This is a genomic window from Actinoplanes sp. OR16, assembly GCF_004001265.1.
Lineage (GTDB): Bacteria > Actinomycetota > Actinomycetes > Mycobacteriales > Micromonosporaceae > Actinoplanes.
Genome location: NZ_AP019371.1, coordinates 1027062 through 1053911 on the forward strand (window position 1 = coordinate 1027062; position 26850 = coordinate 1053911).

A 26850-nucleotide genomic window follows, 5' to 3' on the forward strand; every position below is an offset into this window, starting at 1 on the left:
CCCGCAGGTGTGGTGCGCTGGGTGACACTCCCGGCTGCGTTCGTGGGACAGCCGCCATCCCCGTACGAGGAATGGCTCTTAAAGAGCGCAACCCTCCACAGGCGGAAGCGGAGCCGGAAGGCCGATGGTCGGAAGGCCCAGTGAGACACCCTTGAGCTTCGGCGTGCGGCCCGCCTCGTGCGCATCGCCTGCCTTCGTGCGGCGGTGGGAGAGCGGGTCGCCGTCGGCGTTGAGGTGGTGCGGGGCCGCGTAGGTCACCACCGTCTCGACGATGTCACCGGGGCGCGGGGAGGTGGAGCCGGTCGCGAAGTGGACCAGGCGGCCGTCGCGGGCCCGGCCGCTCATCCGGCCGGTGCGCTCGTCCTTGCGGCCCTCGCCGACCGCGACCAGGACCTCGACCTTCTCGCCGACCAGCTTCTTGTTCTCCGACCAGGTGATGTCCTCGAGCTCCGCGATCAGGCGCTCGTAACGCTCCTGGACGACCGCCTTGGGGAGCTGGTCCTCCATGATCGCGGCGGGGGTGCCGGGACGCTTCGAGTACTGGAACGTGAAAGCGCTGGAGAAGCGGGCCTGGCGGACCACTTCGAGGGTCTGCTCGAAGTCTTCGTCGGTCTCGCCGGGGAAGCCGACGATGATGTCCGTGGTGATCGCGGCGTCCGGCATCGCGGCACGGACTCGTCCGATGATGCCGAGGTATTTCTCTTGGCGGTAGCTGCGGCGCATGGCCTTGAGCACGCGGTCCGAGCCGGACTGCAGCGGCATGTGCAGCGAGTGGCAGACGTTCGGCGTCTCGGCCATCGCGGCGATCACGTCGTCGGTGAAGTCCTTCGGGTGCGGGCTGGTGAAACGGACCCGCTCCAGGCCCTCGATCTCGCCGGTGGCGCGCAGCAGCTTGCCGAAGGCGAGCCGGTCGCCGAACTCGACGCCGTAGGAGTTCACGTTCTGGCCGAGCAGGGTCACCTCGAGGACTCCCTCGGCGACCAGGGCGCGCACCTCGGCCAGGATGTCGCCGGGGCGGCGGTCCTTCTCCTTGCCGCGCAGGGACGGGACGATGCAGAACGTGCAGGTGTTGTTGCAGCCCACCGAGATGGAGACCCAGCCGGCGTAGGTCGACTCGCGCTTCGTCGGCAGCGTGGACGGGAAGACCTCGAGCGACTCGAGGAGCTCGACCTGCGCCTCCTCGTTGTGTCGCGCCCGCTCCAGCAGAGCCGGCAGCGAGCCGATGTTGTGGGTGCCGAAGACGACGTCGACCCAGGGGGCCTTCTTGACGATGTCGCCCTGGTCCTTCTGCGCGAGGCAGCCGCCCACGGCGATCTGCATGCCCGGGTTCTTCAGCTTCGTCGGGCGCAGGTGCCCGAGATTGCCGTAGAGCCGGTTGTCGGCGTTCTCCCGGACCGCGCAGGTGTTGAAGACCACGACGTCCGCCGTGTCCGCCGCGGCGGCGCGCACGTAGCCGGCGTCCTCCATCAGGCCGGAGATCCGCTCGCTGTCGTGCACGTTCATCTGGCAGCCGTAGGTGCGCACATCATAGGTACGCGGGGCGCCCTGCATTTCGGTAGTCATGGCAATTGACCAGGCTACCCCTTACGCCGCGGCGGGTCGCTCCGGCGTCGGGCCGGGTTTGAAACACCCTTCGGTGCATGCGCGGCCGGTGCACGGGCGGACGTTCCGGCGTTCCGGGCCGTCGTCGGTCTCCACCTCCGTCACGTGCACCGGACGCAGGGTCCCGTCCTGCTCGGCCAGGATGTAGCGCGTCGGGTTGAGGGTGTCGTCCGGAAGCAGGATCGCGGCGTGCAGCCGGACCGCCACCGCGCTCGCGATCGTCTCCTCGGCCACGTTCCCCGGCGCGAGATAGACGTCGACGAGTGTCGGGAAGTCGCCACCGACGTGATAGACGTCGGCCATCAGGGCCCCGGGCAGGGCGTTCTCGATCTCGCCGACACCGCGTTCCAGAGCACCGGCCAGGGCGCCCCGCACCCGGTCAGCGTCGATCCGCTGGGCGACACACCAGTTCCAGAGGCCGTCCGCCATGTCCACCATGCTGTACACCCCTAACGTCCGGCACGTGCTGTGTTACCGCTCCGTGACCATTCTCGACACGATCCGATACTGACGGCCCCCTAGGGTGTGTCCATTCGAGTGAACCGACAACGAGTGGATGGACCAGGGGTGACAGACGAAGCACTCATCGTGCTGGAGAGCGTCAACAAGTGGTTCGGACCCTTGCACGTGCTGCAGGACGTGAATCTGTCTGTCGCGCGCGGCGAGGTCGTGGTCGTGATCGGACCGTCCGGGTCCGGCAAGTCCACCCTGTGCCGTGCCATCAACCGGCTGGAGCCGATCAACTCCGGCACGATCGTCTTCGACGGACAGCCGCTCGCCGCCGAGGGCCGGGCGCTCGCCCGCCTCCGCAGCGAGGTCGGCATGGTTTTCCAGTCCTTCAACCTCTTCGCGCACAAGACCATCCTGCAGAACGTCATGCTCGGGCCGGTCAAGGTGCGCAAGGAGAAGGCTGCGGTGGTGCGCGACCGGGCCATGCAGCTGCTCGAGCGGGTCGGCATCGCCAACCAGGCGGACAAGTACCCGGCTCAGCTCTCCGGCGGCCAGCAGCAGCGGGTCGCGATCGCCCGGGCGCTCGCCATGCAGCCCAAGGCGCTGCTCTTCGACGAGCCGACGAGCGCGCTCGACCCCGAGATGGTCGGCGAGGTCCTGGACGTGATGACCTCGCTCGCCCGGGAGGGCATGACCATGGTGGTGGTCACCCATGAGATGGGCTTCGCGAAGCACGCGGCGGACCGGGTGGTCTTCATGGCCGACGGCCAGCTCGTGGAGCAGGCGGCCCCGGAGGAGTTCTTCGCCAACCCGAAGAGTGAACGCGCACGCGATTTCCTCTCCAAGATCCTGACGCACTGACCAGAACCCCTGTTTCGAGGAGCGTAAACATGCGCATCACCCGATTGGCTGCGACCTTCGGCGCGCTCACCATGGCGCTCGCCGTGGCGGCATGTGGCGGCGGCGACGAGAGCGGCAGCTCCGGCGGCGGAGCCTCCGGAATCGTCGGCAAGGCGTCCAGCGACAAGAAGCTGGTCATCGGCGTGAAGGCCGACCAGCCCGGCCTCGGCCTGCAGACCGGCAGCACCTACACCGGCTTCGACATCGAGATCGGCAAGATCCTTGCGAAGGGTCTCGGCGTCGAGGAGAGCGGGATCGAGTGGAAGACCACCGTCTCCGCGAACCGTGAGCCGTACATCCAGCAGGGCCAGGTCGACCTCGTGGTCGCCACCTACACGATCAACGACGAGCGCAAGAAGGTCGTCAACTTCGGCGGGCCGTACTACGTGGCCGGCCAGGACCTGCTCGTGCCGGTCGACTCCACGATCACCGGCCCGGAGGCCCTCGCGGGCAAGAAGGTCTGCTCGGTGAGCGGCTCGACCCCGGCCAAGCGGATCCAGACCGATTACTCCGACGCCCAGCTCCAGCAGTTCGACTCGTACTCCAAGTGCGTGACGGCGCTGGCCGGCGGTCAGGTCGACGCGGTCACCACCGACGACATCATCCTGGCCGGCTACGCCGCTCAGGAGCAGTACGCCGGCAAGTTCAAGGTGGTCGGCAAGCCGTTCAGCGAGGAGCCGTACGGCATCGGCCTGAAGAAGGACGACAGCGAGGGCTGCAAGAAGATCAACGAGATCCTCACCGCTGCCGCGGCGGACGGCTCGTACAAGGCCGCCTGGGACAACACGCTCGGCAAGAGCGGCACCCCGGCGCCGGAGCTCGACACCGCCAAGCTGACCAACTGCTCCTGATAGTCCTGCACGTCGAGCGGAGCCGGGTCTCCCCCGGCTCCGCTTCGCTTCGCCTGCCCCTGTTTCCGTCCCGATGCCGAAGGTGACGATGGACATCTTCTCCGATCCGGGTTTCCAGACCGGATTCCTCTGGATCATCAAGCTCACCGCGGCCTCCACGGTCGGGGCCCTGGTGCTCGGTGTCCTGCTGGCCGCGATGCGTGTCTCGCCGGTACCGGTGCTGCGCGGATTCGGCGCGGCGTGGGTGAACGTCTTCCGGAACACCCCGCTCACCCTGATCATCTTCTTCTGCTACTTCGGCCTCTACGCCGTGCTCGGGTTCACCGTCTCGGACGATCTGAACCTGAACAACTACTGGCTCGGTGTGATCGGCCTGTCGGTCTACACCGCGGCGTTCGTCTGTGAGGCGATCCGGTCCGGCATCAACACGGTGCCGCCGGGGCAGGCCGAGGCCGCCCGCGCGATCGGGATGAGCTTCCGGCAGACCTTGACGATCGTGATCCTGCCGCAGGCGGCGCGGGCCGTGATCGCCCCGCTGGGCAGCATCTTCATCGCTCTCGCGAAGAACTCCACGATCGTCGGCACGATCGGCGTCATGGAGGCGTCGAGCGCGATGAAGGACCTCATCAACATCAACGGTGACCGGGTTCTGCTGGTCTTCGCGATCTTCGCCGGCACCTTCGCCGCGGTCCTGATCCCCACCGGGTACGGCTTCGGCTGGCTCGCCAACCGTCTGGCGGTGAAGCGATGAGCAGCACCGACGCCGTGCTCTACGACCACCCGGGCCCCCGGGCCAAGCGCCGGAACCTCATCCTCACCGTTCTCTTCGGCATCGGGCTCCTCGCGCTGCTGTACTGGATCTACGCGAAGTTCGACGAGAAGGGCCAGTGGGCGGCGTCGCTCTGGAAGCCGTTCCTGGAGAGCAGCACCTGGACCGACTACATCGTGCCCGGCCTGAAGAACACCCTGGCCGCCGCGGCGGTGGCCATGGTCCTGGCCCTCGTGTTCGGCATCGTCTTCTCGGTGGGCCGGCTCTCCGATCACAAGTGGGTGAGCATCCCGGCCGGGGCGGTGGTGGAGTTCTTCCGCGCCGTACCCCTGCTGATCATGATGTTCTTCATCTTCTTCGGCGTGCCGTTCCTCACCCAGCAACCCATGTCGGCCTTCTGGGCCGTCGTGATCAGCCTGACCCTCTACAACGGGTCGGTGCTGGCGGAGGCGTTCCGGGCCGGCATCATCGCGGTGCCGCGCGGGCAGAGCGAGGCGGCCTACGCGCTCGGCATGCGCAAGAACCAGGTGATGCGGGAGATCCTCATCCCGCAGGCGGCTCGCGCGATGCTCCCGGTGATCGTCAGCCAGATGGTCGTTCTGCTGAAGGACACCGCCCTCGGCTACATCATCTCCTACAGCGAACTGCTCCAGATGGGCGTCAACAACGTCGCCGCCAACTTCGGCAACGTCGTTCAGGCGGCGATCGTCGTGGCGATCATCTTCATCATCGTGAACTCTTCGCTGACCGCGCTGGCGGGCTGGCTGGAGCGGCGGACCCGCCGGGCCGGCAAGGCGCCACGAGCAGCCGGTCCCGCGCCTGCCGGGCTCGTCGAGGCCGGCGACGCCGTGTGATCTACCGGGCCAGCTCCGTGACGCGGGATTCTCTGACGACCGTGACGCGGATCTGGCCCGGGTAGGTCAGCTCCTCCTCGATCTGCTTCGCCACGTCGCGGGCCAGGACCGCCGCGCCGATGTCGTCGATGTCGTCCGGGCGCACCATGACCCGGATCTCACGACCGGCCTGCATGGCGAAGACCTTCTCCACGCCGACCTTGCCGCCGGCGATCTCCTCGATGCGCTCCAGGCGTTTGACGTACGCCTCCAGGCTCTCCCGCCGGGCACCCGGCCGCCCCCCGGAACACGCGTCGGCCGCCTGCGTCAGCACGGCCTCGATGGTCTGCGGCGGCACCTCGTTGTGATGCGCTTCGATAGCGTGCACGACGTCCTCGTGCTCGCCGTACTTGCGGGCCAGATCCGCGCCGATCAGGGCGTGACTGCCCTCCACCTCGTGGGTGAGCGCCTTGCCGATGTCGTGCAGGAACGCGGCCCGCTTCATCGTCGGCACGTCCAGACCCAGCTCGGCCGCCATGATCCCGGCGATGTGGGCGGTCTCGACGAGATGCTTCAGGACGTTCTGCCCGTAGCTGGTGCGGTAACGCAGCCGGCCCACGAGCTTCACCAGCTCCGGGTGGATGTTCGTGATACCGACGTCGACGAGCGCCTCCTCGGCGGCCCGGTCGCAGAGGACGTCCACCTCGTTCTTGGCGCTGTCGAAGACCTCCTCGATCCGGTGCGGGTGGATCCGGCCGTCCAGGACCAGCTTCTCCAAGGTCAGGCGGCCCACCTCCCGGCGCACCGGGTCGAAGCAGGAGAGCAGCACCGCCTCCGGGGTGTCGTCGATGATCAGGTTGACCCCGGTGGTCGACTCGAACGCCCGGATGTTGCGGCCCTCACGGCCGATGATCCGGCCCTTCATCTCGTCACTCGGCAGATGCAGCACGCTGACCACGCTCTCCGCGGTCTGCTCACTGGCGATCCGCTGGATGGCGTCGACGACGATGTGCCGGGCCCGGGTGTCGGCGGTGTTCTTCGCCTCGATCTCGATGTCGCGGATCAGGATCGCCGCCTCGCGCTTCGCCTGCCCCTCGATCGACTCGATCAGCTCGGCCCTCGCGGTCTCCGCGGTCAGCGCGGCGATCCGCTCCAGCTCGCGGCGCTTCGTCTCCTCCACCTTGGCGATCTCCGCCTCACGCTTGGTGAGAGTCGCCTCCCTGCTGGTCAGATCACTCTCCAGCGTGGCCAGGCGGCGCTCCCGCTCGACGAGGCGCTCCACCTCCTCGGCATGCAGCCGCTCCCGCTCGTCGATCCGGGCGGCCCGGCGCTCCACCTCGGCGGCCTGCTCCTTCGCCGTGGCGTTGAGCAGGGCGATCTCCCGCTCCCCCGACCGGCGGGCCTGGGTCCGCAGCTGCTCGGCGTCGGCCTCGGCCTGCCGGTGCGCGTGCTCCAGGATCGTGTCGGCCTCGCTGTGCGCCGCCTCCAGCACCCGCCGGGCCTCGGCCCTCGCAGCCCCGGCCTCCGCCTTCGCGGCTGCGGTCTCCGCCCGTACGGTCGCTGCCTTCGCGTTGGCGTCGGCCACCTTCGCCTGCGCGGCGCCGACCTCCTGCTCCTGACGTTCGTGGGCGTCATGGCGTTCGGACTGCATCTGACGCAGCGCACGCGCCCCGAGGACGAGCCCGGCTATCACCGATGCGGCGAGCACGATGACAGCAATCACGAGCACCCAGTCCAGGGGGGTCATCTCGCCGCGTCTCCCTTCGCCGCCGGCACGGTGTCATCCGCGCGCGGCCATCCTGCGGGATGCCCGACCAAGGCAGCGATCGCGGACGGCTTCTCCTGCGGCCCACTTCTCTGTCCTGCTGGAGTACGGGGGTACACCTCGGCGCCGGTGGGCTCATGGCGAGCCTCCGGGGGGCACGTGTCAGCGTTCCGAGTCGCTTATTCGAGCCGGACGGATCGACAGTGAGGCAGCCGGCTTGTCAGCCGCCGCCTGTCCCACGCCGATCGGTCATCGCCGTTCGGATCAGAGTGTGTGGAGTTGTAGGTCGCCCGCTTCGCGCCGCCGGCCACGTGGATCGCGGTCGGTGACGACGTCGGCGAGCGCGGGTGAAGCATTCAAGTGATGCCGTAATGTGATGCGATCTATGTTGTATCTGTTGCTTGCGATGGTCGAACAAACCTTGTGTAACGCGAGGCTAGGTCGCGAGCACCGCTTCGGTCAAGGACTCATGATTCGGCAGCGGATAGGACGTACGGCACAGACGTGCTTACGCCCAGCTCACGATCTCTCCGGGACATTTCAGACGTACCGTGTGATGACGCCTCGGACACTGTTACCAACTCGCAACCGAGTCATCGATCGTCATCGCTCCTGACGCAACCGTGCGTAGCCGTGCCGCCTGCGGCGCCGCACTTCGGCTCCGATGGTGCTGACGGCCAGATTCCCGCGAATGGGTACGAGAGGAGAGATCCTCACAACAGGACTATATCGGTGAGAGGCTGCGGTATCGCCACCAACGCTGCGCAGACGCCTTAGCCGGGGGTGATCGCGGCCCCGGCCGGCTCAGGTGGTGGGGCCTGCCTCGTCGGCCAGGGCGTCGGCGTCGATGGCGTCGGCGAACTCGGCTGCCTCGGCGTCGCGGGCTGCCAGGGCGTCCTTCACCGCGCGGATCGCTATGCCCGCGGGGTAGCCCTTGCGCGCCAGCATCGCCACGAGACGGCGGAACACGGCCTCCGGTGTGCCCGTGGCCGTTCGCAGTCTGCGGTCCACCAGGGCGCGGGCCGCGTCGGCCTCGGCCTCGTCGTCGACGGCTTCCAGGGCTTCGCTCGCCACCTCGGCGTCGACACCGCGCTGGCGCAGCTCGTTGGCGAGCGCCCGGCGGGCCAGGCCGCGCCCGTGGTGCCGGCTGGAGACCCAGGCGCGGGCGAACGCGGCGTCGTCGATGATGCCGACCTCGTCATAGCGGTCGAGGACCTCCGCGATCACCTCGTCGGAGATGCCCTTGCGGGTCAGGACCTTCGAGAGCTCGGCCCGAGTACGCGGGCGGACCGCCAGCTGACGCAAGCAGATCTCCCGGGCGCGCTCCGGCTCGGTCTGCTGCTCGGACGCACGACGGTCACCGCTCGGGCCCCGCCGAGAATCGCCGTCCGCGTCGCCGTCGAACCCGCCGGGACCACCACGGCCGCCGCCGGGGCCGCCCAGGTAGTAGCGGCCCGTCGTCGGAACGCCATCATCCAGCGGGAACGCCTCGTCCTCGCCGCTTCCGGGGAGATCGGAGACATCCGCGTCGGCGGAGCTCCGGCGGCGTGAGGTGCCGCCCCACCGGCCGCGGCGGGACGGTCTCGGACCGGCCTCTGTTTCAGGGTCGTCCGCGGACCGGGGCGGAATGGCATCCCACCCGCGCCCGGACCGCGCACCACGTCGTCCAGCCATGACGGCTCACCGCATCAGAAGTCGACCGGCGGCAGCTCGGGGCCGCCCGCGGCGTCGCCGGTGGTCTGGCCCACGCCGAGCTTCTCCAGGATCTTCTTCTCGATCTCGGCGGCGACGTCGGGGTTCTCCTTGAGGAACTCCCGCGCCTTCTCCTTGCCCTGGCCGAGCTGGTCGCCGTCGTACGTGTACCAAGCGCCGGACTTGCGGATGATGCTCTGCTCGACACCGACGTCGATGAGCGAGCCCTCACGGGAGATGCCCTTGCCGTACATGATGTCGAACTCGGCCTGCTTGAACGGCGCGGCCACCTTGTTCTTCACGACCTTGACCCGGGTCCGGTTGCCGACGACGTCGGTGCCGTCCTTCAGGCTCTCGATGCGGCGCACGTCGAGACGGACGGACGCGTAGAACTTCAGCGCGCGGCCACCGGTCGTGGTCTCGGGCGAGCCGAACATCACGCCGATCTTCTCGCGGAGCTGGTTGATGAAGATCGCGGTCGTCCCGGAGTTGCTCAGGATGCCGGTGATCTTGCGGAGGGCCTGGCTCATCAGACGGGCCTGGAGGCCGACGTGGCTGTCACCCATCTCACCCTCGATCTCGGCACGCGGCACGAGGGCGGCCACCGAGTCGATGACGATGATGTCGAGCGCACCCGAGCGGATCAGCATGTCCGCGATCTCGAGGGCCTGCTCACCGGTGTCGGGCTGGGAGATCAGCAGGGCGTCGGTGTCGACGCCGAGAGCCCGGGCGTAATCCGGGTCGAGGGCGTGCTCGGCGTCGATGAACGCCGCGATGCCGCCGGCCTTCTGCGCGTTCGCCACGGCGTGCAGGGCGACCGTCGTCTTACCGCTGGACTCGGGACCGTAGACCTCGATGACGCGGCCCCGCGGAAGGCCGCCGACGCCGAGCGCCACGTCGAGCGCGATGGAGCTCGTCGGGATCACGGCGGTCTGCACGACCGGCCGCTCCCCGAGCCGCATCACGGACCCCTTGCCGAACTGCTTGTCGATCTGTGCCAGCGCCAGTTCGAGCGCCTTTTCCCGATCCTGTCCTGCCATTGCCGCCACCCCTGTATTCGACTTCGCGTTCGCGGTCTTCGCCGAAGAGCTTCTGTTCACCACGGCCGACACGTTATGCGGTGGGTACGACAAAAATCTCCTACCCCGCTCCGACCTGTGGATGACCGAGCCGCTGTGGACAATAGCCGAACACCTGTACGACGATCGAGTGACACGCCAGAACAGGCGTACGAAACTCACGTCAGTGCAGGCGAGAAGGCACCCGATCGGGGTACGCGGCGACCACCGCCCGCCAGATGGTGGCCGTTTCGACACCCTGAGTGATGGCCTCCTCGATCGTCCTTCCTCCGAGCGCCGAGAAGGCTTGGTCCGTCGCGATACTTCGGGCATAAGAGGCGCCGAACGACTCCTCGAGCCGTCTCCAGAATTCCGTCAACCGCACGCGACGAGCGTACTCAGACGGTCGCGGCCACCTTCAGATCGTCGACCAGTCCCTGGTAAGCGACATCACGATTGTCGGCCCTCAGCACCGCCGACGGGTGGATCGTCGCGAGCACCTGGATCTCCGCGACCGGGAAGTCCTCCGGGTGCTCGGCCGAGGCGGGCCACGGCATCAGCTGCCCGCGCGACCGGGTCACCCGGAACGACGGGCCGAGCAGCGCCTTGGCCGCGGTCGCGCCCAGCACCACCACGAGCTCCGGCCGCAGCTGCCCGAACTCGGCCACCAGCCAGGGCCGGCAGGCGGTGATGTGCGCCGGGCCGGGCGTCTGGTGGATGCGCCGACTGCCCCGCAGCTCGAACCGGAAGTGCTTCACCGCGTTGGTGATGTAGAGCTCGGCCGGGTCGATGCCGGCGTCGTCGACTGCCTCGCGCAGCAGCCGGCCGGCCGGGCCGACGAACGGCAGGCCGCGCTGGTCCTCGACGTCGCCGGGCTGCTCGCCGACGAAGACGATCCGGGCCTGCTCGGCGCCGCGGCCGAAGACGGTCTGGGTCGCCGGCTCGAAGAGCTCACAGCCCTGGCAGCCGGCGGCCGCGTCCTTCAGCTCGGCGATGCTCCGGGGGCGCTCCGGCACCCACTGCTGGGCTCCGGGCGGCGAATCGGTCGATGCCATTGCACTGTTCTACCCGCGGGGTGCGACAGAATGCCGACCGGACCGACCCGTGCGGGGGAACCTTTCAGCGGATCGGCGCCGCCGAACCCGCCACCCGGACGGCGACGGCCACCGCGGCGGCCAGAACCGGGATCTCCTCGGCCGACAGCGAGCTGACGGTGATCCGGATCCCGGGGGCCGAGCGGATCCGGAACAGGGAACCGGGCGCCACTGCGAACCCCGCATCGCGAAGCGCCGCCACCGCCTGCGCCTCGTCGCGGACCGGGACCCAGACGTTGATCCCGGTCTCGCCGAAGGCGGGAACGCCCTGCGCGAGCAGAGCGGACAGCAGAGCGCCGCGCCGGGAGGCATAGGAACGCGCCGCCTCGGCCACCAGCTCGGTGACCTGGGGATCACGCCAGAGCCGCAGCAGCAGCCGCTGGGTGATCGTGGAGACCCAGCCCATCCCGATCCGCATCCGGCCGACCACCCGGGCCACCGTCGTCTCGTCGCCGGCCAGCACCGCGATCCGCAGATCGGGGCCGAACGGCTTGGAGGCGGACCGGACGAAACCCCAGGACCGGGTCACCGGGCCGACGCAGTGCGGCGGCAGGTCGGCCAGCTCGGCGGCGTGGTCGTCCTCGATGACCAGCACGTCGGGATGGCGGCCGAGCAGCTCGCGCAGCGCGGCGGCGCGGGGCTCGGAGACGGCGGCGCCGGTCGGGTTCTGCGCGCGGACCGTGACGACGACGGCCCGGGCGCCGGATCGCAGCGCCTCCTCGAGAGCGGCCGGGTCCATGCCTTCCCGATCGAGGGCGACCGGGAGCGGGCGCATGCCCAGCGCGGCGAGCAGGTCGATCAGGCCACCCCAGCCCGGGTCCTCGATCGCGACCGGGTCACCGGGCCGCAGATGGGCGCCGAGCAGCCGCTCGATCGAGTCGAGAGCGCCGGCGGTGACGGCGATCGCGGCACCGGCGACCGGCACGCCCTCGGCCAGCAGCCGTGGCCGGGCCGCCTCGATCAGCTCCGGCATGGTCACGGCCGACGCATAGCCCTGCGGCCGGCCGGTCTCGGAGGCGACAGCGGCCAGCGCCGGGCCGAGCGCAGGGAGCAGGCGCACGTCGGGCTCGCCGGCCGAGAGGTCACGGACACCGGCCGGGATCGGCGGCGCGAGGTCGGCCCGGAGGATCGCGACCGACGGCCGGGACCGGACCCGGGTGCCCCGCCTGCCCTCCGTCTCGATCACACCGCGCTGGCGCAGCTCCTGATAGGCCTTCGCCACCGTGGCGGGGCTGACGTGCAGCGATCCGGCCAGGACCCGCACCGGCGGGAGGGCCGCGCCGGAGACCCAGTCGCCGCGCAGAACGCCCGCTTCGATGCTGGCCGAAATCTCGGCGGCGCTCTCACCCTCGACCTGATATTGTTCTGCCACAGATGCGATTCTGTACTAGCACAGCGCTCGCCGCAAGGAGGCTCCCCGATGACCGACCTCTACACCCCGACCGAGCGCACCACGCCTCTCCGCGACCGCAAGAAGATGCGGTATGACCGGGAGAGCGCGCACGCCATCCTCGACGAGGCGTTCGACTGTGCGGTCGGGTTCGTGGTCGGCGGCGAGCCCCGCGTGCTGCCCAACCTGCACGTCCGGATCGGCGACACGCTCTATCTGCACGGCTCCACCGGCGGGCGGACCGGCCTGACGGCCCGCGGCGAGGGTGTCCCGCTCTGCGTCTCGGTGACCCTGCTCGACGGCATCGTCTACGCGCGCTCCCAGTTCAACCACAGCGCCAACTACCGCTCGGTCGTCGTGCACGGCACCGCCCGCCTGGTCACCGACGAGTCGGAGAAGGCGGAGGTGCTGACCGCCATGGCCGACAAGGTGGGCGCGGGCCGGTCCGCCGACAGCCGCCCGGGCGACAAGCGCGAGCTCGCACAGACCAGCGTCCTGGCGCTGCCCCTGGTGGAGGTCTCGGTCCGGGTCCGGTCGGGTGGGGTCATCGACGAGCCGGAGGACATGGACCTTCCCTATTGGGCGGGGATTCTTCCTCTTCGTACGGTGGCCGGCCCACCGGTGACGGAGCCGGGCGTGAGCCAGGCGCCGCCGGCCTATCTTCCGGGCGGACCCTCGTCGTGGGCCACTCCTGTCGTGCTCGAAGGGCGGCACGTCCGGCTCGAACCGCTGGCGCCGTCGCACGCGGCCGACCTGTTCACGTCCCTCGACGACGCCGACGTGTGGCGGCACATGCCGAATGCGCGACCGGCCGGGCCGGAGGGCGTCGCCGCGGTCATCACGACCCTGCTCGACGGGCAGTGGCGGGGCCACCGGTCCGCCTGGGCGCAGATCGATCCGGCGACCGGCCAGGCGATCGGCATCACGACATACCACGACATCGACGCCGATCTGAAAGCCGTCGCGATCGGTCACACCATGCTGGGCCGCAAGTGGTGGCGCACCGGCGTCAACACCGAGGCGAAGCTGCTGCTGCTGGAGCGGGCGTTCGACGTGCTCGGCGCGGAGCGCGTCTTCTGGTACACGGACATTCTCAACGAGCGCTCCCAGCAGGCGATCGCCCGCCTCGGCGCCAGCCGTGACGGCGTGCTCCGGCGGCACCGCCCGCGACCGGACGGGACCTGGCGCGACACCGTGATCTTCGCGATGACAGCGGACGAGTGGCCCGCCGCGGCGCAGCGCCTGCGGGACCGTCTGGCGGCTGGAGTTCGAGAGGCATGACAGTGCTGGGCATCACCGACTTCTGGACCTACGTGCTCGGCGTGGTGGCGATCATCCTGCTGCCCGGGCCGAACTCGATCTTCGTGCTGACGGTCGGGGCACGACGCGGGGTGCGCGCCGGATACCTCGCCGCGAGCGGGGTGTTCCTCGGCGACGCGGTACTGATGATCCTTTCGGCTACGGGCGTCGCCTCGTTGCTCAAGACGTACCCGGCCGTCTTCATGGTCTTGAAGTACGCCGGCGGCGCCTATCTGGCCTACGTCGGCGTCAACATCATCCGCAGCGCCTGGAAGCGGTGGCGCGACCGGGCCGATGCCGCGCCGCTCGCCGAGTCGATGGCGGAGGAGCCGCCCGGGATGCGGAGCCCGTTCCGGCGCGCGGCCGTGATCAGCCTGCTCAACCCGAAGGCGATCCTCTTCTTCATTTCGTTCTTCATCCAGTTCGTGCAGCCGGGCTACGCGCATCCGGAGCTGTCGTTCCTGGTGCTCGGCGCGGTCGTGCAGTTCTTCAGCCTGCTCTATCTGAGCGCGCTGATCTTCGGGGGCCGCTTCCTGGCGGGGCAGTTCCGGGCGCGGCGGCGGCTCGCGGCCGGGGCGGCTACCGGGGTGGGGGCGCTCTTCGTGGGGTTCGGGATCAAGTTGGCTACGGCTAGCGCTGGCTGAGCTGGGAGGCGGTCGTTTCGGGGGCTTGGGTGGTGGCATAGAAGGTCGTGCGGACCATGTCCAGTTCGGCCTGGTGGGTCTTCCAGTCGGGTTCGGAGGTCGACCAGCCCAGGGCGTAGGCACGGTTCTCCATCGTCAGCCAGCGGGTGGTGGCTCGGCGCGGGGATGCGTCGGGGGCCCGGTAACGGAACTCCCAGTCGGCGGCTTTGTGCAGGAGCGGGACCGTGGTGATCGCTATCGGGTCGTAGCCTCGGATTCCGCCCTGCTCGCGCAGCCGCTCGTCCTCGGCCCGGCAGGCTGCGAGTGGGTCGGCTGACGGGCTGCGGCCCAGGTCGAGGCTGATCACCCGGGAGGTGACCGGATCACGGAAACAGTAGGTCTCGCCCACCCGCTGGTAGGTCCATCCGTCGGGGACTGCCAGGTGCGGGCCGGAGCCGTCGGTGAAATAGGACCAGCCGGTGGGCAGGGTCCAGCCGTTGACTCCGCGGGCTGCGGTCTTCTTCGGCGTACGAGGCAGGCCGGCCGGTGACGGCGCGTCGCAGGTCAGCGGGGAGAAACCTGCCGGGCGGGCGGGCAGTGCGGACCGTTCGGGGCTGCGCGCCGCGGGGGTCGGTGAGTGGCTCGACGCCATCGGAGCGGTTGCCGGAGGTGCGTTTCCCGCAGGGGGGTGAGCCGTCGGCAGAGGCGCCGTGGGATTTGCGAAAGTCGATGACTGCGCGGTGGACGGCTTCGGGGATGCAGACCTTGCCGGCCGAGATTTCTTGAGTGCCGGCTTCGACGATTCACCCGGCAGGACGGTGTTCGCCGGCGGGAGGACGACCCTCGGGCCGGGGCCGTCGGACAGGAAGGCGGCCAGGATTCCGCTGCCCAGCAGGACCAACAGGACGCTCACCACGGCGAACCTGGCTCGGGCACGGTCGGCCTTCGAGGGCTCACGATCCAGGACCGCGCCGGTGAAGGCCACGGGCGTCGCCAGGACGAGTTCCCGGCTGCCACGCCACGGCTCCGGCGAAGGAGCGTCGGTTGCGGCGGGTGGGGGGTCGTTCTTCGACAGCGGGGGTACGGGTTCGGAGCGTCGCGCATCATCCGCGTCGTCCGGTGGCACCGAGGCGGGGCGAACCGGTGGACGGAATGCCGGGACGAGTGACGTGCCGGGAACGGGCGTTGCCGGGGCGGGTGCGCCGTACAAGGAGATGATCCCTGTCAAGTAGGGATCATTTCCGGTCTCGGGGATGTCCTGCCACTTCTCTTCGGCAGGTTCTTCCGGCGGGTTCCGCAAAGAAGATCCGGACCACAGGAGCCCGGAGTCTTCGGTGTGCCAGTCGCCGACGCTCAGCGGGCCGTCGTCGATCGGGGGATCGGGCTCGGCGGCGTACCAGACCTCGCCCGACTCCATCCCGAACGGCACGGAGGACCCGAACGGCCTGGCGGAATCGAACGGCCCGGCTGGGTCGACGCCGGGTCGGCGCGGCGGACTCGGGGCGGCCGGCGGCGGATCGTCGTCGAAGTCGCCGGCCGGCCAGGGCGCGGGAGGACGCCGGCCCGGCACCAGCGGCGTGGCACGGTGATCGGTCGCGACGATGTCCAGCAGGCGCCGTTCGACCTCGGCCGCGGTGAACCGGTTCGCCGGCTCGTAGCGGAGAAGGCCCAGCAGGATCGGGGTGAGCGGGCCGGCACGCACCGGCCGGTCGGGCGGCTCGGTGGCGAGCGCCGCCAGGGTCGCCATCGCGGTCTCCCGGGCGTACGGCGACCGGCCCTCGACGGCGGCGTACAGCGTCGCGCCGAAGGACCACAGGTCCGACTCGACGGTGGAGGCGCCGTCGCGGGCGCGTTCCGGGGAGACGTACTGCGGGGAGCCGACGATCAGGCCGGGCATCGTGACCGAGCCGTCGTCGACGAAGGTGGCGAGACCAAAATCGGTCAGGACGACGCGGCCGTCGACGCCGATCAGGACGTTGTGCGGCTTCACGTCGCGGTGCAGTACGCCGGCCTGGTGGGCCGCGTCGAGCGCGTCGAGAACGGCTAGGCCGATCCGCGCGGCGCCGGCCGGGTCGTACGGGCCTTCCTCGTTGAGGACCTCGTGCAGCGAGCGGGACGGGATGTACTCCATGACGATCCAGGAGAGGCCGCCGGCGTGCACCACGTCGTAGATCCGGACCACGTGCGGGTGGCTCAGCCGGGCCGCGCTGCGTGCCTCGCGGAGAGTCCGATCACGGAGGCGTTCCTGCTCGGCGCCGCTCATCCAGGCCGGCGGGACGATCTCCTTGATCGCGATCTCCCGGTGGAGCATCTCGTCGTGGGCCAGCCACACACGTCCCATTCCACCTGCGCCGACCGGCTCCAGAAGACGGTAACGACCGGCGACGAGCATCTGCCTGACCGCCATCGGCACCCACCCATCAAGTCGGGTATCAGGATAATCAGCCACAGACCGCCCACGGAATGACGATCACCCGGTCCCCGCGTGCGTCATCGTGAACAGAGCGCGCGGTTTTGTCAGACCCCCGGGGGAGGATGGTCGGCATGCGAGAGGTGCTCGATACGTTCGGACCGGCCACCCGAGAGTGGTTCACGGCCGCCTTCGCCGCGCCCACGCTCGCCCAGGCCGGCGCGTGGCAGGCGATCGGCGCGGGCAGGAACGCGCTGGTCGTCGCACCCACCGGCTCCGGCAAGACGCTCGCGGCCTTCCTCTGGTCGCTCGACAAGCTGGCGCACGAGCCGGCGCCCGAGGAGCCGCGCAAGCGATGCCGGGTGCTCTACGTGAGCCCGCTCAAAGCGCTCGCGGTCGACGTCGAGCGCAACCTGCGCGCCCCTCTCACCGGCATCAGGCAGGCCTCCGGTCGGCTCGGCCTGCCGCCACCCGAGATCACCGTGGGGATGCGGACCGGCGACACCCCGGCCGAGGAGCGGCGGCTCTTCGCCCGGACACCGCCGGACATCCTGATCACCACGCCCGAGTCACTGTTCCTGCTGCTCACCTCGGCGGCGCGGGATTCGCTGCGCGGGGTCGAGACGGTGATCATCGACGAGGTGCACGCGGTCGCGGCGACCAAGCGCGGCGCTCATCTGGCGCTCTCCCTGGAGCGGCTGGACGCGCTGCTCGACCGCCCGGCCCAGCGGGTCGGCCTCTCCGCGACGGTCCGCCCGATCGACGAGACGGCCCGGTTCCTCGGCGGCGCGCACGCGGTCGAGATCGTGCAGCCGCCCAGCGCCAAGACGATCGAGGTGGCGGTCGAGGTCCCGGTGGAGGACATGACCCGCCTCGACGAGGTGCCCGACCTCGACGCCGACGGTCCGGGCGGCGGCCGGCACACGCCGTCGATCTGGCCGGCGGTCGAGGAGCGGGTGCTCGACCTGATCGAGGCGCACCGGTCCACGATCGTCTTCACCAACTCCCGGCGCGGCGCCGAGCGGCTCTGCGCCCGGCTCAACGAGCTGGTCGTGGAGCGCGCCGAGGGCGCGCGGGCTCCCACCGGCACATCTCCGGCGACGACGCCGGCCGCGATGATGGCGCAGGCCGGCGCCAGCCAGGGAGCGCCGCCCGTCGTCGCCCGTGCCCACCACGGCAGCGTCTCCCGCGAGGAGCGCAAACAGATCGAGGAGGCGCTGAAATCCGGCACCCTGCCGGCCGTGGTCGCCACCTCCAGCCTCGAGCTCGGCATCGACATGGGCGCTGTCGACCTGGTGGTGCAGATCGAGGCGCCGCCGTCGGTCGCCGCCGGCCTGCAGCGCATCGGCCGGGCCGGGCACCAGGTGGGCGCGGTCTCCCGGGGCGTGGTCTTCCCCAAGCATCGTGGCGACCTGCTCTCCTGCGCCGTCGTGGCGGAGCGGATGGGTGAGGGCGCGATCGAGGAGCTGCGCTACCCGCGCAACCCGCTCGACGTGCTGGCCCAGCAGATCGTCGCGATGGTCGCGCTCGACGCCTGGCAGGTCGACGAGCTGGCCGCGCTGGTGCGCCGGGCCGCGCCCTTCGCCGAGCTGCCCGACTCCGCCCTGCACGCGGTGCTCGACATGCTCTCCGGGCGCTACCCGTCCACGGCCTTCGCCGAGCTGCGCCCCCGGCTGGTCTGGGATCGCGGCACCGACGAGCTCACCGGCCGGCCCGGCGCCCAGCGCCTCGCCGTGACCAGCGGCGGCACCATCCCCGACCGGGGCATGTTCGGGGTCTTCCTGGCCGGCTCGGAGAAGGCGTCGCGGGTGGGCGAGCTCGACGAGGAGATGGTCTACGAGTCCCGCGTCGGCGACGTCTTCCTGCTCGGCTCCACCTCATGGCGGATCGAGGACATCACGCCCGACCGGGTGCTGGTCTCCCCCGCACCCGGCGCCCCGGCCAAGATGCCGTTCTGGAAAGGCGACTCCCCCGGCCGCCCGATCGAGCTGGGCCGGGCCATCGGTGCCCGGCTGCGCGGCCTCGCCCGGGCCGGCGACGAGAAGGCGACGGCCACCCTGCGGGACGCCGGTCTCGACGAGTGGGCGGCCGGCAACCTGATCGCCTACCTGCGCGAGCAGCGGGAGGCCACCCGTCACCTGCCCGACGACCGGACCGTCGTGGTGGAGCGGTTCCGCGACGAGCTCGGCGATTGGCGGATGACCGTGCACTGTGTGCTCGGCGCCCGGGTCAACGCGCCGTGGGCGCTGGCGATCGCCCGCCGGCTGACCGAGCGGTTCGGGGTGGACGGCCAGGTCATGCCCTCCGACGACGGCATCGTGATCCGCCTGCCGGACACCGCCGAGGAGCCGCCCGGCGCCGACCTGATCGCGTTCGACCCGGACGAGATCGCGCAGATCGTCGAGGAGTCGGTCGGCACGTCGGCGCTCTTCGCCTCCCGCTTCCGCGAGTGTGCCGCCCGGTCGCTGCTGCTGCCCCGCCGTGACCCGCGCCGCCGGCAGCCGCTCTGGCAGCAACGTCAGCGGTCGGCGCAGCTGCTCGACGTGGCCCGCGAGTTCGCCGACTTCCCGGTCACCCTGGAGGCCGCCCGCGAGTGCCTGCGCGACGTCTTCGACGTGCCCGGCCTGGCCGGCCTGATGCGGGAGATCTCCGGTCGCAAGGTGCGCCTGGTCGAGACGGAGACCGCACGGCCGTCCCCGTTCGCACGGTCGCTGCTCTTCGGCTACGTGGGAGCTTTCCTATACGAGGGGGACGCCCCGCTGGCCGAACGCCGGGCTGCCGCCTTGGCCCTCGACTCCACACTGCTCGGTGAGCTGCTCGGCCGGGTCGACCTGCGTGAGCTGCTCGACCCCGCGGTGGTCGCCGAGACCGAGCTCCAGCTGCAGTGGCAGACCGAGCAGCGCACACCCCGCGACGCCGAGGACACCGCCGAGCTGCTGCGCCTCCTCGGTGATCTGTCCGCCGCCGAGCTGGCCTCGCGAGGCGTGCCCGAGGAGTGGGCGGTCAGTCTCGAGGCGGCCCGCCGAGCCATCCGGATCCGGGTCGCCGGCGAGGAGCGGTGGATCGGGATCGACGACGCGGGTCGTTACCGCGACGCGCTCGGGGCTGCGTTGCCGGTCGGGATCCCGGAGGCCTACCTCGAATCCGTCGCGGACCCGCTCGGCGATCTCGTGGCGCGCTACGCGCGGACGCACGGGCCGTTCCTCGCCGCCACCTGCGCGGCCCGGTTCGGCCTCGGCGTCTTCGTCGTGGAGCAGGCGCTCAAACGGCTCGGCGCGACCGGCCGGGTCGCGTCCGGCGAGTTCTCGCCCGGTGGCGCCGGGACCGAGTGGTGCGACGCCGAGGTGCTGCGCATGCTCCGGCGCCGGTCCCTCGCCGCGCTGCGCCGGGAGATCGAGCCGGTCCCGCCCCGGGTGCTGGCCGCCTTCCTGCCGCGCTGGCAGCAGGTCGGTGGCAACGCCCGCGGGGTGGACGCGGTGGCCGCCGCGATCGAGCAGGTCCAGGGCGTCGCGGTGCCGGCCTCCGCGTGGGAGCGGCTGGTGCTGCCCGCACGGGTGGCCGATTACGCGCCGCCGCTGCTCGACGAGCTCTGTGCCGGCGGTGAGGTGCTCTGGGCCGGTTCCGGGTCGATCTCGGGCGGCGACGGATGGGTGACCTTGGCGTTCGCGGACAGCGCCGCCCTCCTGCTCCCCCCGCCGGATGACGAGTTCGCCGCCACGCCACTGCATCGATCCGTCCTGGAGGCGCTCGGCGACGGGCAGGCGCTGTTCTTCCGGTCGCTCTCCGACCGGGTCGGCTCCACCGACGACACCGACCTGGCCGCCGCCGTGTGGGACCTGGTCTGGGCCGGGCACCTGACGAACGACACACTCGCTCCCGTACGCGCCCTGCTCGGTGGCAGCGGCGCTCACCGGGCAAAGGCGGCGCCGGCCCGGTCCCGATACCGCCGGCCCGGCCGCCCCGCGATGCCGTCCCGGACCGGCCCGCTCAGCATGGCGGGCCGCTGGTCCCGCCTCCCCGACCGTGACCTCGATCCGACCCGCCGCGCGGCAGCCCTAGCCGACCTCCTGCTCGAACGGCACGGCGTGGTGACCCGCGGCGCGGTGATGGCCGAAGGGGTGACCGGCGGGTTCGCGGGGGTCTACCCGGTCCTGTCCGCACTGGAGGAACGCGGGACCGCCCGGCGCGGCTACTTCGTGGAGGGTCTCGGCGCGGCGCAGTTCGCGGTGCCGGGCGCCGTCGACCGGCTGCGCGCCCTCTCCGAGCCGGCCGAGCTGGCTAAACGCACCGGCCCGGCGGCTCTGGTGCTGGCGGCCACCGACCCCGGCAACCCCTATGGCGCGGCCCTCCCCTGGCCGGACCGTGTCGTCGACAGCGGCGACGGCGAGCCGGTGGCGAAAGCCGGTCATCGGGCCGGCCGCAAAGCGGGGGCGCTGGTCGTGCTGGTCGGCGGAGAACTGGTGATCTACGTCGAACGCGGCGGCAAGACGCTGCTGTCCTTCGCCGACGATCCTGAACAGCTGACCGCGGCCGGGGCGGCACTGGCGGGCGCTGTGCGGTCGGGGGCTCTGGGGACGCTGTCGGTGGAACGGGCCGACGGGGAGTCGGTCAATTCGTCGCCATTGCGAGAGGCGTTGACCGCGGCCGGATTCCGGGCTACGCCGAGGGGGTTGCGGTTGCGCGCTTGACGCAGGCCGGGGCTGGGTTCCGGGGGTTGCGGCTGCCGGCTTGAAGCAGGCCGGGGCGGGGGTTCCGGAGGGGTGCGGCTGCGCGATGGAGCGGGCTGGGGCGCGCAGCTCTGTGACGGGTGCGTCCGGCCAGCGCAATCGAGCGGGCCAGGGCGCGCCCCGGCCTGCGCAATCGAGCGGGCCGGGGCGCGCGGCTCTGTGACGGGCGCGCCCCGGGCCGAGGTCAGAGCTGCGGCGCTACCTCGGAGGCGACCAGGTCGATGTGGTCGATGTCGGAGAGGTCGAGGGCCTGCAGGAAGAGGCGGGAGGCGCCGGCCTCGCCGTACTTCTTGATGATCTCGACGGCTTCGGCGGGGGTGCCGACGATGCCGCCGTTCTCGCGCATCTCGTCCACCTCGCGGCCGATCGCGGCGGCGCGGCGGCGGATCTCGGCGTCGTCCCGGCCGACGCACAGGACGGCGGCGGCGGAGAAGGCGGGCGGTTCGGCGCGGCCGATGGCGGCGCTCGCGGCGCGCACCCGCTCGTACTGGGCCGGGAGGTCCTCGATCTTGGAGAAGGGGACGTTGAACTCGGCGGCGTACTTGGCGGCCAGGGCCGGAGTCCGCTTCTTGCCGTGACCGCCGACGACGACCGGCAGCGGGGACTGCACCGGCTTCGGCAGGGCCGGGGAGTCGACCAGCTGGTAGTGCTTGCCGTCGAAGGAGAACGGCGAACCGACCGGCGTCTTCCACAGACCGGTGATGATCTCGAGCTGCTCCTCGAGACGGTCGAAGCGCTCGCCGAGGGCAGGGAAGGGGATGCCGTACGCCGTGTGCTCCTCCTCGAACCAGCCACCGCCGAGCCCGAACTCGATACGGCCGCCGCTCATCGCGTCCACCTGCGCGACAGCGATCGCCAGCGGGCCGGGCAGCCGGAACGTGGCCGAGCTGACCAGCGTGCCGAGCCGGATCCGGGACGTCTGCACGGCCAGCGCGGCCAGGGTGATCCAGGCGTCGGTCGGACCGGGCAGACCCGGGACGTCGCCCATCTTGACGTAGTGGTCGGAGCGGAAGAAACCGTCGAAGCCGCCGTCCTCGGCAGCCTTGGCCACCCGCAGGAGATCGTCGTGGCTGGCGCCCTGCTGGGGTTCGGTGAAGATCACGAGACGCATGGATCAACCCTGCCACGCCGCCGCGGCGCGCCTGCCCCGCACCCCGAAACAACTGGCAGTAACGTGAACCACCATGGCCGGTTATGAATGGATCAGTTTCACGACCGATTACGGCACGTTCGACGGTTTCGTCGCCGCCTGCCACGGGTCGATCGCCCGCGTCGCGCCGCAGGCCAGAGTGATCGACGTCACTCATCACGTCCCACCGGCCGACGTCGTCCGCGGCGCCGCGGTCCTGGCGCAGACCGCACCCCATCTGCCGCCGTCCGTGCACCTCGCCGTCGTCGACCCGGGCGTCGGCACGGCCCGCCGCGGCGTGGTGCTGACCACACCGAACGGGTTGCTCGTCGGCCCCGACAACGGACTGCTGATCTGGGCCGCCGAGGCGCTCGGCGGCATCGGGGCCGCTCACGAACTGGCGAACAAGGACTGGACGCTCGGCGACGTCTCGCGCACCTTCCACGGGCGTGATCTCTTCGCTCCCGCCGCGGCCCGGCTGGCCGCCGGCGCGGCTCCCTCCGACGCCGGGCCGTCCATCGATCTGGAGACTCTGGTACGCCTGCCCGACCCGCTCGTGACGGTAGGCGACGGGTGGATCGAGGCGGAGGTGCTGACCGTCGATCGGTTCGGCAACGTTCAGCTGGCCGCGGGCGGTTCGATGCTGAGCGGGCTCGGACCGGAACTGACCATCAACGGCAACGTGCGGGCCCGGCGTGGCGCGACGTTCGCCGACGTGGACGCCGGTGAGCTGCTCGTCTTCTCCGACTCGGCCGACCGGGTGGCGATCGCGGTGAACAACGGGCGGGCGGTCGTCGTCCTGTCGGTCCGCCCCGGCGACACGATCCGCATCGCCGAGCGCATCATCGCCCGAGCCGACTGACGCCCCGATCTTGAGCTATCCCGTACCGCGGGGGGTGGAGAATCGCTCAAGATCGGGGAAAGGGCTGCGGATCGCTCAAGATCGGGGAAGCGACGCTGGAGGATCGCTCAAGATCTGCGGAGCAACGCTACGGGTCGCTCAAGATCTGGGAGGACCCGGCTACAGACGGTGGTGGACCCAGATGTTGGGTTCAACATAGACGGCGTGGTCCTGGGACACGTCGCAATGGACGGGGACCAGCGCGCCCGGCACCTCCACCGGACCCGTCTCGTCGAACGGCAACCCCGTCCAAGAGCGCCACTGCTCCAAGGTCCCGCCATAGACCATGCTGGTGTGGGCGACGTTCACCACGCGCCCACCGGCCCGCACGTGGACGCGGAGCCACGGATCGGCGGGGAGGCCGTCCGCACGGAGCTTCCCCGCGTACGAGTCGATGGGCTCGGTGATCTGAGCGGTCTTGCCGCTCGGCCGGACCGGCGCGATCAGATCGGTGAAACCCAGCTTGGCCACGTTGTCGCGCATGGCGCCCAGCATGATGCCGGAGAGGCCGGTGCCCCGCAGATCCGGACGGATCATGATCTCCAGGGCGGAGACGATCGTCGGTGAGACGCCGGAGAGGCGGTCGAGGGCGGCGGTGCGGATCACCCAGTCCCAGCCGGTCTCCGGGAGTGAGTCGAGGGGGCCGGAGTACGAGATCGGGACCGCGTGCGCCTTCGCCACCGCCTTCCCGGTGGCCCGGTCCACCGCCAGCAGCGTGAAGTCGGGCCAGAACTCCTCGAAGTGCCGGTAGTAGAAGACGCCCGTCGGGTCCTTGGTCATGAAGACCGGCCAGCCGCCGTCCAGCGAGTCGAAGAGTGCGGTCCGTCCTGCGATCGGGGCGATATCCAGGTCCATGACGCCAAGAATCCCAAGCCGGTCAAGCAATATAGAGGCATGCCGGAAGGAGACACCGTCTGGAACACCGCCCGCGTGCTGGAGAAGGCGCTCACCGGGGAGGTGCTGACCGATTCTGACTTCCGGGTGCCGCGCCTTGCCACGACCGATCTGACCGGATGGCTCGTCGAGGAGTCGGCCAGCCGCGGCAAGCATCTGCTGTTGAGGCTGACCAAGCCTGATCAGAAGCCGCTCACGCTCCACTCGCATCTGAGGATGGAGGGCGCGTGGCGTGCCTACGCACCCGGCGAGCGCTGGGCGGCACGGCCCGCCCACCTGATCCGCGTGGTGCTGAAAACGGCACGGTCGGTCGCCGTCGGGTACCACCTGCACGAGGTCACGCTGATCCCGACCGCCGAGGAGGAGTCGCTGGTCGGGCATCTCGGGCCGGATCTGCTCGGCGCCGACTGGGATCCGGACGAGGCGGTCCGCCGGATCAGCGCGAAACCGTCGGCGTCGATCGCGGAGGCGCTGCTCGACCAGCGGAATCTGGCCGGCGTGGGCAACCTCTACAAGGCGGAGACGTTGTTCCTGCGCGGACTCTGGCCATGGACGACGGTCGACAAGATCAAGGACCTTCGGGGTACGGTGGTGCTGGCGCAGAAGCTGGTCGCGTCCAATCGGGGCCGCTGGACACAGACGACGACCGGGTCGTTGCGCCGCGGGCAGACCAGCTATGTCTACGGCCGGCGGGCCCAGCCGTGCCGCCGTTGCGGCAGCGCCATCCAGAAGGCCGAACAGGACGAACGCGTCACCTATTGGTGTCCGCGCTGCCAGCCCGATCCGACGTCGGCACCTTGATCTCGCTGGTCCGCAGCTCGGCCAGGCCCTCGGCGAAACCGCGCAGCCGGTCGGCGGCCTCGATCAGGCTGAAGTAGGCCGGGTGGCGGCTGTCGGCGACCGGATGACCGTCCTCGGCGACATAGCTGGCGGCGGCGGTCACGAGGTTCTCGTACTCCGCGACGCCGTCGACGAACTGCTCGGTGAGGCCGGCGTGCGAGCGCTCCAGCGCCTCCCGCCGGGTGCCCTGCGTCAGAGGGATGGCACGCTCCACGCTCGCCACCCGCTGGCCCAGATCACGCAGCCACTGCTCGGCGCTCGCCGCCTCGATCGCCGCGGGCTCGCCGGCGCCGGTCAGCCGGTCGGCGAAGCCCGCCATCGTCTGCGACGCCTGGTCGAGCCGCTCCCAGCTGGCGGCGATCGCGGAGCCCCGGAGCGCGTACCGGTTCTTCTGCCGGCGGACCTCCTGCATGACCGTGCGGCCCGCGGGGAAGCGCTCGATCGCCGCCGCGAGCCGGGGCGAGCCGATCGCGGGCGGCGGCGGGGGCGCCGGGGTCCGGGCGAGCTCGCGGTGGTCGCTCCAGCGGAACCAGGCCAGCACCATCGAGCCACCCGCGGCGGCCGCCCAGGCGGCGTCGGCGATGCCGATACCCGCGTACGGCGTGAGGACCACGGCGGCGCCGGTCAGGCCACCGCCGAGGACGCTCCACCGGCGGGCCGAGCCACGCAGGCGCCGGAGCCGTTTGAAGTGCTTGGTCCGGTCGTCCACCCCTCAGCCCTCCCCGATCGCTTCGATCAGCCGGCGGCGGTCGTGTCGCCGCGCTTCTGGTTCATGCTGGCCCGGATCTCGTCGAGCCGTGCCACGCTGGCCGGGTCGGCCGCAGGTGGTGTGGTGTCCTGGCCGACGGCGGGCTGCGCCGCGGTGCCGCCGAGCTTCTCACCGGCCATGCTGGCCCGGATCTGCTCCAGACGCGACGAGCCGGCGAGGTCCAGGCTGGACTTCTGCACCTCGAGGATGCGGCCCTCGACCGAGTTGGACGCCAGCTCGGCGCGACCCATGGCGTTCGCGTAACGCTCCTCGATCTTGTCGCGAACCTGGTCCAGCGACGGGGTGTTGCCCGGCGCCGCGAGCTGCGACATCGACTCGAGCGATTTCGCCACGGTCTCCTGCATCTTGGCCTGCTCGAGCTGGCTCAGCAGGCGGGAACGCTCGGCGATGCGCTGCTGCAGCACCATCGCGTTGTTCTCCACCGCCTTGCGGGCCTGGCCGGCCGCGGCGAGAGCCTGGTCGTGCAGGGTCTTGAGGTCTTCCATCGACTGCTCGCCGGAGACCAGCTGGGTCGCCAGCGTCTGGGCGGTCGCCTCGTATTTCTGCGCCTCGGCCTCGTCGCCGCCGGCCCGGGCACGGTCGGCCAGCACGAGGGCCTGACGGGCCATCCCCTGCAGCTTCTCGACCTCGGTCATCTGCCGGGACAGCTTCATCTCGAGCTGCCGCTGGTTGCCGATGACGGCCGCGGCCTGCTGCACGAGCGCCTGGTGCTGTCGCTGGGCATCCTCGATGGCCTGCTGGATCTGGACCTTCGGGTCGGCGTACTCGTCGATCTTCGCGCCGAAGAGCGCCATCATGTAATGCCAGCCCTTGACGAACGGATTCGCCATCTCGTGGTGTCCCCTCAAATGTCG

General features: G+C 70.7%; 21 protein-coding genes and 1 pseudogene. 9 read left to right on the forward strand and 13 right to left on the reverse strand.

Going from position 1 to position 26850, the window contains the following annotated elements:
- Positions 1 to 78: 78 nt before the first annotated feature.
- Positions 79 to 1563, reverse strand: coding sequence for a tRNA (N6-isopentenyl adenosine(37)-C2)-methylthiotransferase MiaB (gene miaB, locus EP757_RS04655; RefSeq protein WP_127542968.1), 1485 nt, complete (start codon positions 1561 to 1563; stop codon positions 79 to 81).
- 21 nt (positions 1564 to 1584) lie between these two features.
- The gene (locus tag EP757_RS04660) at positions 1585 to 2040 is read right to left on the reverse strand and encodes a hypothetical protein (RefSeq protein ID WP_127542969.1); all 456 of its coding nucleotides are present in this window, start codon (positions 2038 to 2040) and stop codon (positions 1585 to 1587) included.
- Between the two features lie 129 nt (positions 2041 to 2169).
- Between EP757_RS04660 and EP757_RS04665 the strand changes: the two genes are divergently transcribed.
- The 4 genes from EP757_RS04665 (at position 2170) to EP757_RS04680 (ending at position 5426) form a co-directional block, all read left to right on the forward strand.
- Positions 2170 to 2913, forward strand: coding sequence for an amino acid ABC transporter ATP-binding protein (locus tag EP757_RS04665; RefSeq protein WP_127542970.1), 744 nt, complete (start codon positions 2170 to 2172; stop codon positions 2911 to 2913).
- A gap of 29 nt (positions 2914 to 2942) precedes the next feature.
- Complete coding sequence (locus EP757_RS04670) at positions 2943 to 3803, forward strand: glutamate ABC transporter substrate-binding protein (protein WP_127542971.1); 861 nt, start codon at positions 2943 to 2945, stop codon at positions 3801 to 3803.
- Between the two features lie 88 nt (positions 3804 to 3891).
- On the forward strand, positions 3892 to 4554 hold the full coding sequence (locus EP757_RS04675; protein ID WP_127554083.1) for an amino acid ABC transporter permease: 663 nt from the start codon (positions 3892 to 3894) through the stop codon (positions 4552 to 4554).
- A complete protein-coding gene (locus tag EP757_RS04680) occupies positions 4551 to 5426 on the forward strand; it encodes an amino acid ABC transporter permease (RefSeq protein WP_127542972.1) in 876 nt (291 codons plus the stop codon). The genes EP757_RS04675 and EP757_RS04680 overlap by 4 nt, the downstream gene beginning before the upstream one ends.
- A 1-nt stretch (position 5427) precedes the next feature.
- Here EP757_RS04680 and rny read toward each other — a convergent pair whose 3' ends face one another.
- The 6 genes and pseudogenes from rny to EP757_RS04715 all read right to left on the reverse strand — a co-directional run bounded on the left by rny (position 5428) and on the right by EP757_RS04715 (position 12386).
- Positions 5428 to 7152, reverse strand: a complete 1725-nt coding sequence (gene rny / locus EP757_RS04685; protein ID WP_127542973.1) for a ribonuclease Y — start codon at positions 7150 to 7152, stop codon at positions 5428 to 5430.
- Positions 7153 to 7974: 822 nt separating this feature from the next.
- A pseudogene (locus tag EP757_RS44745) lies at positions 7975 to 8502 on the reverse strand (regulatory protein RecX); the annotation flags it as partial.
- Positions 8503 to 8858: 356 nt separating this feature from the next.
- The gene (gene recA, locus EP757_RS04700) at positions 8859 to 9902 is read right to left on the reverse strand and encodes a recombinase RecA (protein ID WP_127542974.1); all 1044 of its coding nucleotides are present in this window, start codon (positions 9900 to 9902) and stop codon (positions 8859 to 8861) included.
- A 202-nt stretch (positions 9903 to 10104) separates the two neighbouring features.
- Entirely contained in the window at positions 10105 to 10305 is a 201-nt protein-coding gene (locus tag EP757_RS04705; protein ID WP_127542975.1) for a DUF3046 domain-containing protein, read from the reverse strand.
- A 13-nt stretch (positions 10306 to 10318) separates the two neighbouring features.
- Positions 10319 to 10975 carry a UdgX family uracil-DNA binding protein gene (locus EP757_RS04710; RefSeq protein WP_127542976.1) on the reverse strand — a complete coding sequence of 219 codons (657 nt, stop codon included), beginning with the start codon at positions 10973 to 10975 and terminating at the stop codon, positions 10319 to 10321.
- A gap of 64 nt (positions 10976 to 11039) precedes the next feature.
- Entirely contained in the window at positions 11040 to 12386 is a 1347-nt protein-coding gene (locus tag EP757_RS04715; protein WP_127542977.1) for an aminotransferase class I/II-fold pyridoxal phosphate-dependent enzyme, read from the reverse strand.
- A gap of 48 nt (positions 12387 to 12434) precedes the next feature.
- On the opposite strand from EP757_RS04715, the gene EP757_RS04720 reads away from it, so the two are divergent.
- Together EP757_RS04720 and leuE are read left to right on the forward strand one after the other, a co-directional pair.
- Entirely contained in the window at positions 12435 to 13685 is a 1251-nt protein-coding gene (locus EP757_RS04720) for a bifunctional pyridoxamine 5'-phosphate oxidase family protein/GNAT family N-acetyltransferase (protein ID WP_127542978.1), read from the forward strand.
- Positions 13682 to 14347 carry a leucine efflux protein LeuE gene (gene leuE, locus EP757_RS04725; protein ID WP_127542979.1) on the forward strand — a complete coding sequence of 222 codons (666 nt, stop codon included), beginning with the start codon at positions 13682 to 13684 and terminating at the stop codon, positions 14345 to 14347. Before EP757_RS04720 ends, leuE begins: the two co-directional genes overlap by 4 nt.
- Here the strand turns inward: leuE and EP757_RS04730 are convergent.
- The gene (locus tag EP757_RS04730; protein WP_370457769.1) at positions 14334 to 16667 is read right to left on the reverse strand and encodes a protein kinase; all 2334 of its coding nucleotides are present in this window, start codon (positions 16665 to 16667) and stop codon (positions 14334 to 14336) included. The two genes, leuE and EP757_RS04730, sit on opposite strands and share 14 nt — an antisense overlap.
- A gap of 203 nt (positions 16668 to 16870) precedes the next feature.
- Here EP757_RS04730 and EP757_RS04735 point away from each other — a divergent pair, with 203 nt between their 5' ends.
- Positions 16871 to 21424, forward strand: a complete 4554-nt coding sequence (locus EP757_RS04735; RefSeq protein ID WP_232050374.1) for an ATP-dependent helicase — start codon at positions 16871 to 16873, stop codon at positions 21422 to 21424.
- Between the two features lie 223 nt (positions 21425 to 21647).
- Here the strand turns inward: EP757_RS04735 and EP757_RS04740 are convergent, their stop codons facing one another.
- Positions 21648 to 22574, reverse strand: coding sequence for an LLM class F420-dependent oxidoreductase (locus EP757_RS04740; RefSeq protein ID WP_127542982.1), 927 nt, complete (start codon positions 22572 to 22574; stop codon positions 21648 to 21650).
- A 73-nt stretch (positions 22575 to 22647) separates the two neighbouring features.
- Here EP757_RS04740 and EP757_RS04745 point away from each other — a divergent pair, with 73 nt between their 5' ends.
- Entirely contained in the window at positions 22648 to 23454 is an 807-nt protein-coding gene (locus EP757_RS04745) for an S-adenosyl-l-methionine hydroxide adenosyltransferase family protein (protein ID WP_127542983.1), read from the forward strand.
- A gap of 159 nt (positions 23455 to 23613) precedes the next feature.
- Here EP757_RS04745 and EP757_RS04750 read toward each other — a convergent pair whose 3' ends face one another.
- Complete coding sequence (locus EP757_RS04750; protein ID WP_127542984.1) at positions 23614 to 24348, reverse strand: N-acetyltransferase; 735 nt, start codon at positions 24346 to 24348, stop codon at positions 23614 to 23616.
- 39 nt (positions 24349 to 24387) lie between these two features.
- Between EP757_RS04750 and EP757_RS04755 the strand changes: the two genes are divergently transcribed.
- On the forward strand, positions 24388 to 25188 hold the full coding sequence (locus EP757_RS04755) for a DNA-formamidopyrimidine glycosylase family protein (RefSeq protein WP_127542985.1): 801 nt from the start codon (positions 24388 to 24390) through the stop codon (positions 25186 to 25188).
- On the opposite strand, the gene EP757_RS04760 is transcribed toward EP757_RS04755, so the two are convergent.
- Complete coding sequence (locus EP757_RS04760; RefSeq protein WP_127542986.1) at positions 25139 to 25936, reverse strand: hypothetical protein; 798 nt, start codon at positions 25934 to 25936, stop codon at positions 25139 to 25141. The genes EP757_RS04755 and EP757_RS04760 overlap by 50 nt on opposite strands.
- 26 nt (positions 25937 to 25962) lie before the next feature.
- Complete coding sequence (locus EP757_RS04765; protein WP_127542987.1) at positions 25963 to 26826, reverse strand: PspA/IM30 family protein; 864 nt, start codon at positions 26824 to 26826, stop codon at positions 25963 to 25965.
- Between the last annotated feature and the right edge of the window lie 24 nt (positions 26827 to 26850).

Excerpts from the sequence above, each read along its gene's own strand:
- EP757_RS04735 (WP_232050374.1), top strand. The coding sequence starts at position 16,871 with ATGCGAGAGGTGCTCGATACGTTCGGACCGGCCACCCGAGAGTGGTTC.
- EP757_RS04720 (WP_127542978.1), top strand. The coding sequence starts at position 12,435 with ATGACCGACCTCTACACCCCGACCGAGCGCACCACGCCTCTCCGCGAC.
- EP757_RS04750 (WP_127542984.1), bottom strand. The coding sequence starts at position 24,348 with ATGGACCTGGATATCGCCCCGATCGCAGGACGGACCGCACTCTTCGAC.
- EP757_RS04730 (WP_370457769.1), bottom strand. The coding sequence starts at position 16,667 with ATGGGACGTGTGTGGCTGGCCCACGACGAGATGCTCCACCGGGAGATC.
- EP757_RS04755 (WP_127542985.1), top strand. The coding sequence starts at position 24,388 with ATGCCGGAAGGAGACACCGTCTGGAACACCGCCCGCGTGCTGGAGAAG.
- rny (WP_127542973.1), bottom strand. The coding sequence starts at position 7,152 with ATGACCCCCCTGGACTGGGTGCTCGTGATTGCTGTCATCGTGCTCGCC.
- leuE (WP_127542979.1), top strand. The coding sequence starts at position 13,682 with ATGACAGTGCTGGGCATCACCGACTTCTGGACCTACGTGCTCGGCGTG.
- EP757_RS04680 (WP_127542972.1), top strand. The coding sequence starts at position 4,551 with ATGAGCAGCACCGACGCCGTGCTCTACGACCACCCGGGCCCCCGGGCC.
- EP757_RS04745 (WP_127542983.1), top strand. The coding sequence starts at position 22,648 with ATGGCCGGTTATGAATGGATCAGTTTCACGACCGATTACGGCACGTTC.
- EP757_RS04710 (WP_127542976.1), bottom strand. The coding sequence starts at position 10,975 with ATGGCATCGACCGATTCGCCGCCCGGAGCCCAGCAGTGGGTGCCGGAG.
- EP757_RS04670 (WP_127542971.1), top strand. The coding sequence starts at position 2,943 with ATGCGCATCACCCGATTGGCTGCGACCTTCGGCGCGCTCACCATGGCG.
- EP757_RS04740 (WP_127542982.1), bottom strand. The coding sequence starts at position 22,574 with ATGCGTCTCGTGATCTTCACCGAACCCCAGCAGGGCGCCAGCCACGAC.
- EP757_RS04675 (WP_127554083.1), top strand. The coding sequence starts at position 3,892 with ATGGACATCTTCTCCGATCCGGGTTTCCAGACCGGATTCCTCTGGATC.
- EP757_RS04660 (WP_127542969.1), bottom strand. The coding sequence starts at position 2,040 with ATGGTGGACATGGCGGACGGCCTCTGGAACTGGTGTGTCGCCCAGCGG.
- miaB (WP_127542968.1), bottom strand. The coding sequence starts at position 1,563 with ATGACTACCGAAATGCAGGGCGCCCCGCGTACCTATGATGTGCGCACC.
- recA (WP_127542974.1), bottom strand. The coding sequence starts at position 9,902 with ATGGCAGGACAGGATCGGGAAAAGGCGCTCGAACTGGCGCTGGCACAG.
- EP757_RS04765 (WP_127542987.1), bottom strand. The coding sequence starts at position 26,826 with ATGGCGAATCCGTTCGTCAAGGGCTGGCATTACATGATGGCGCTCTTC.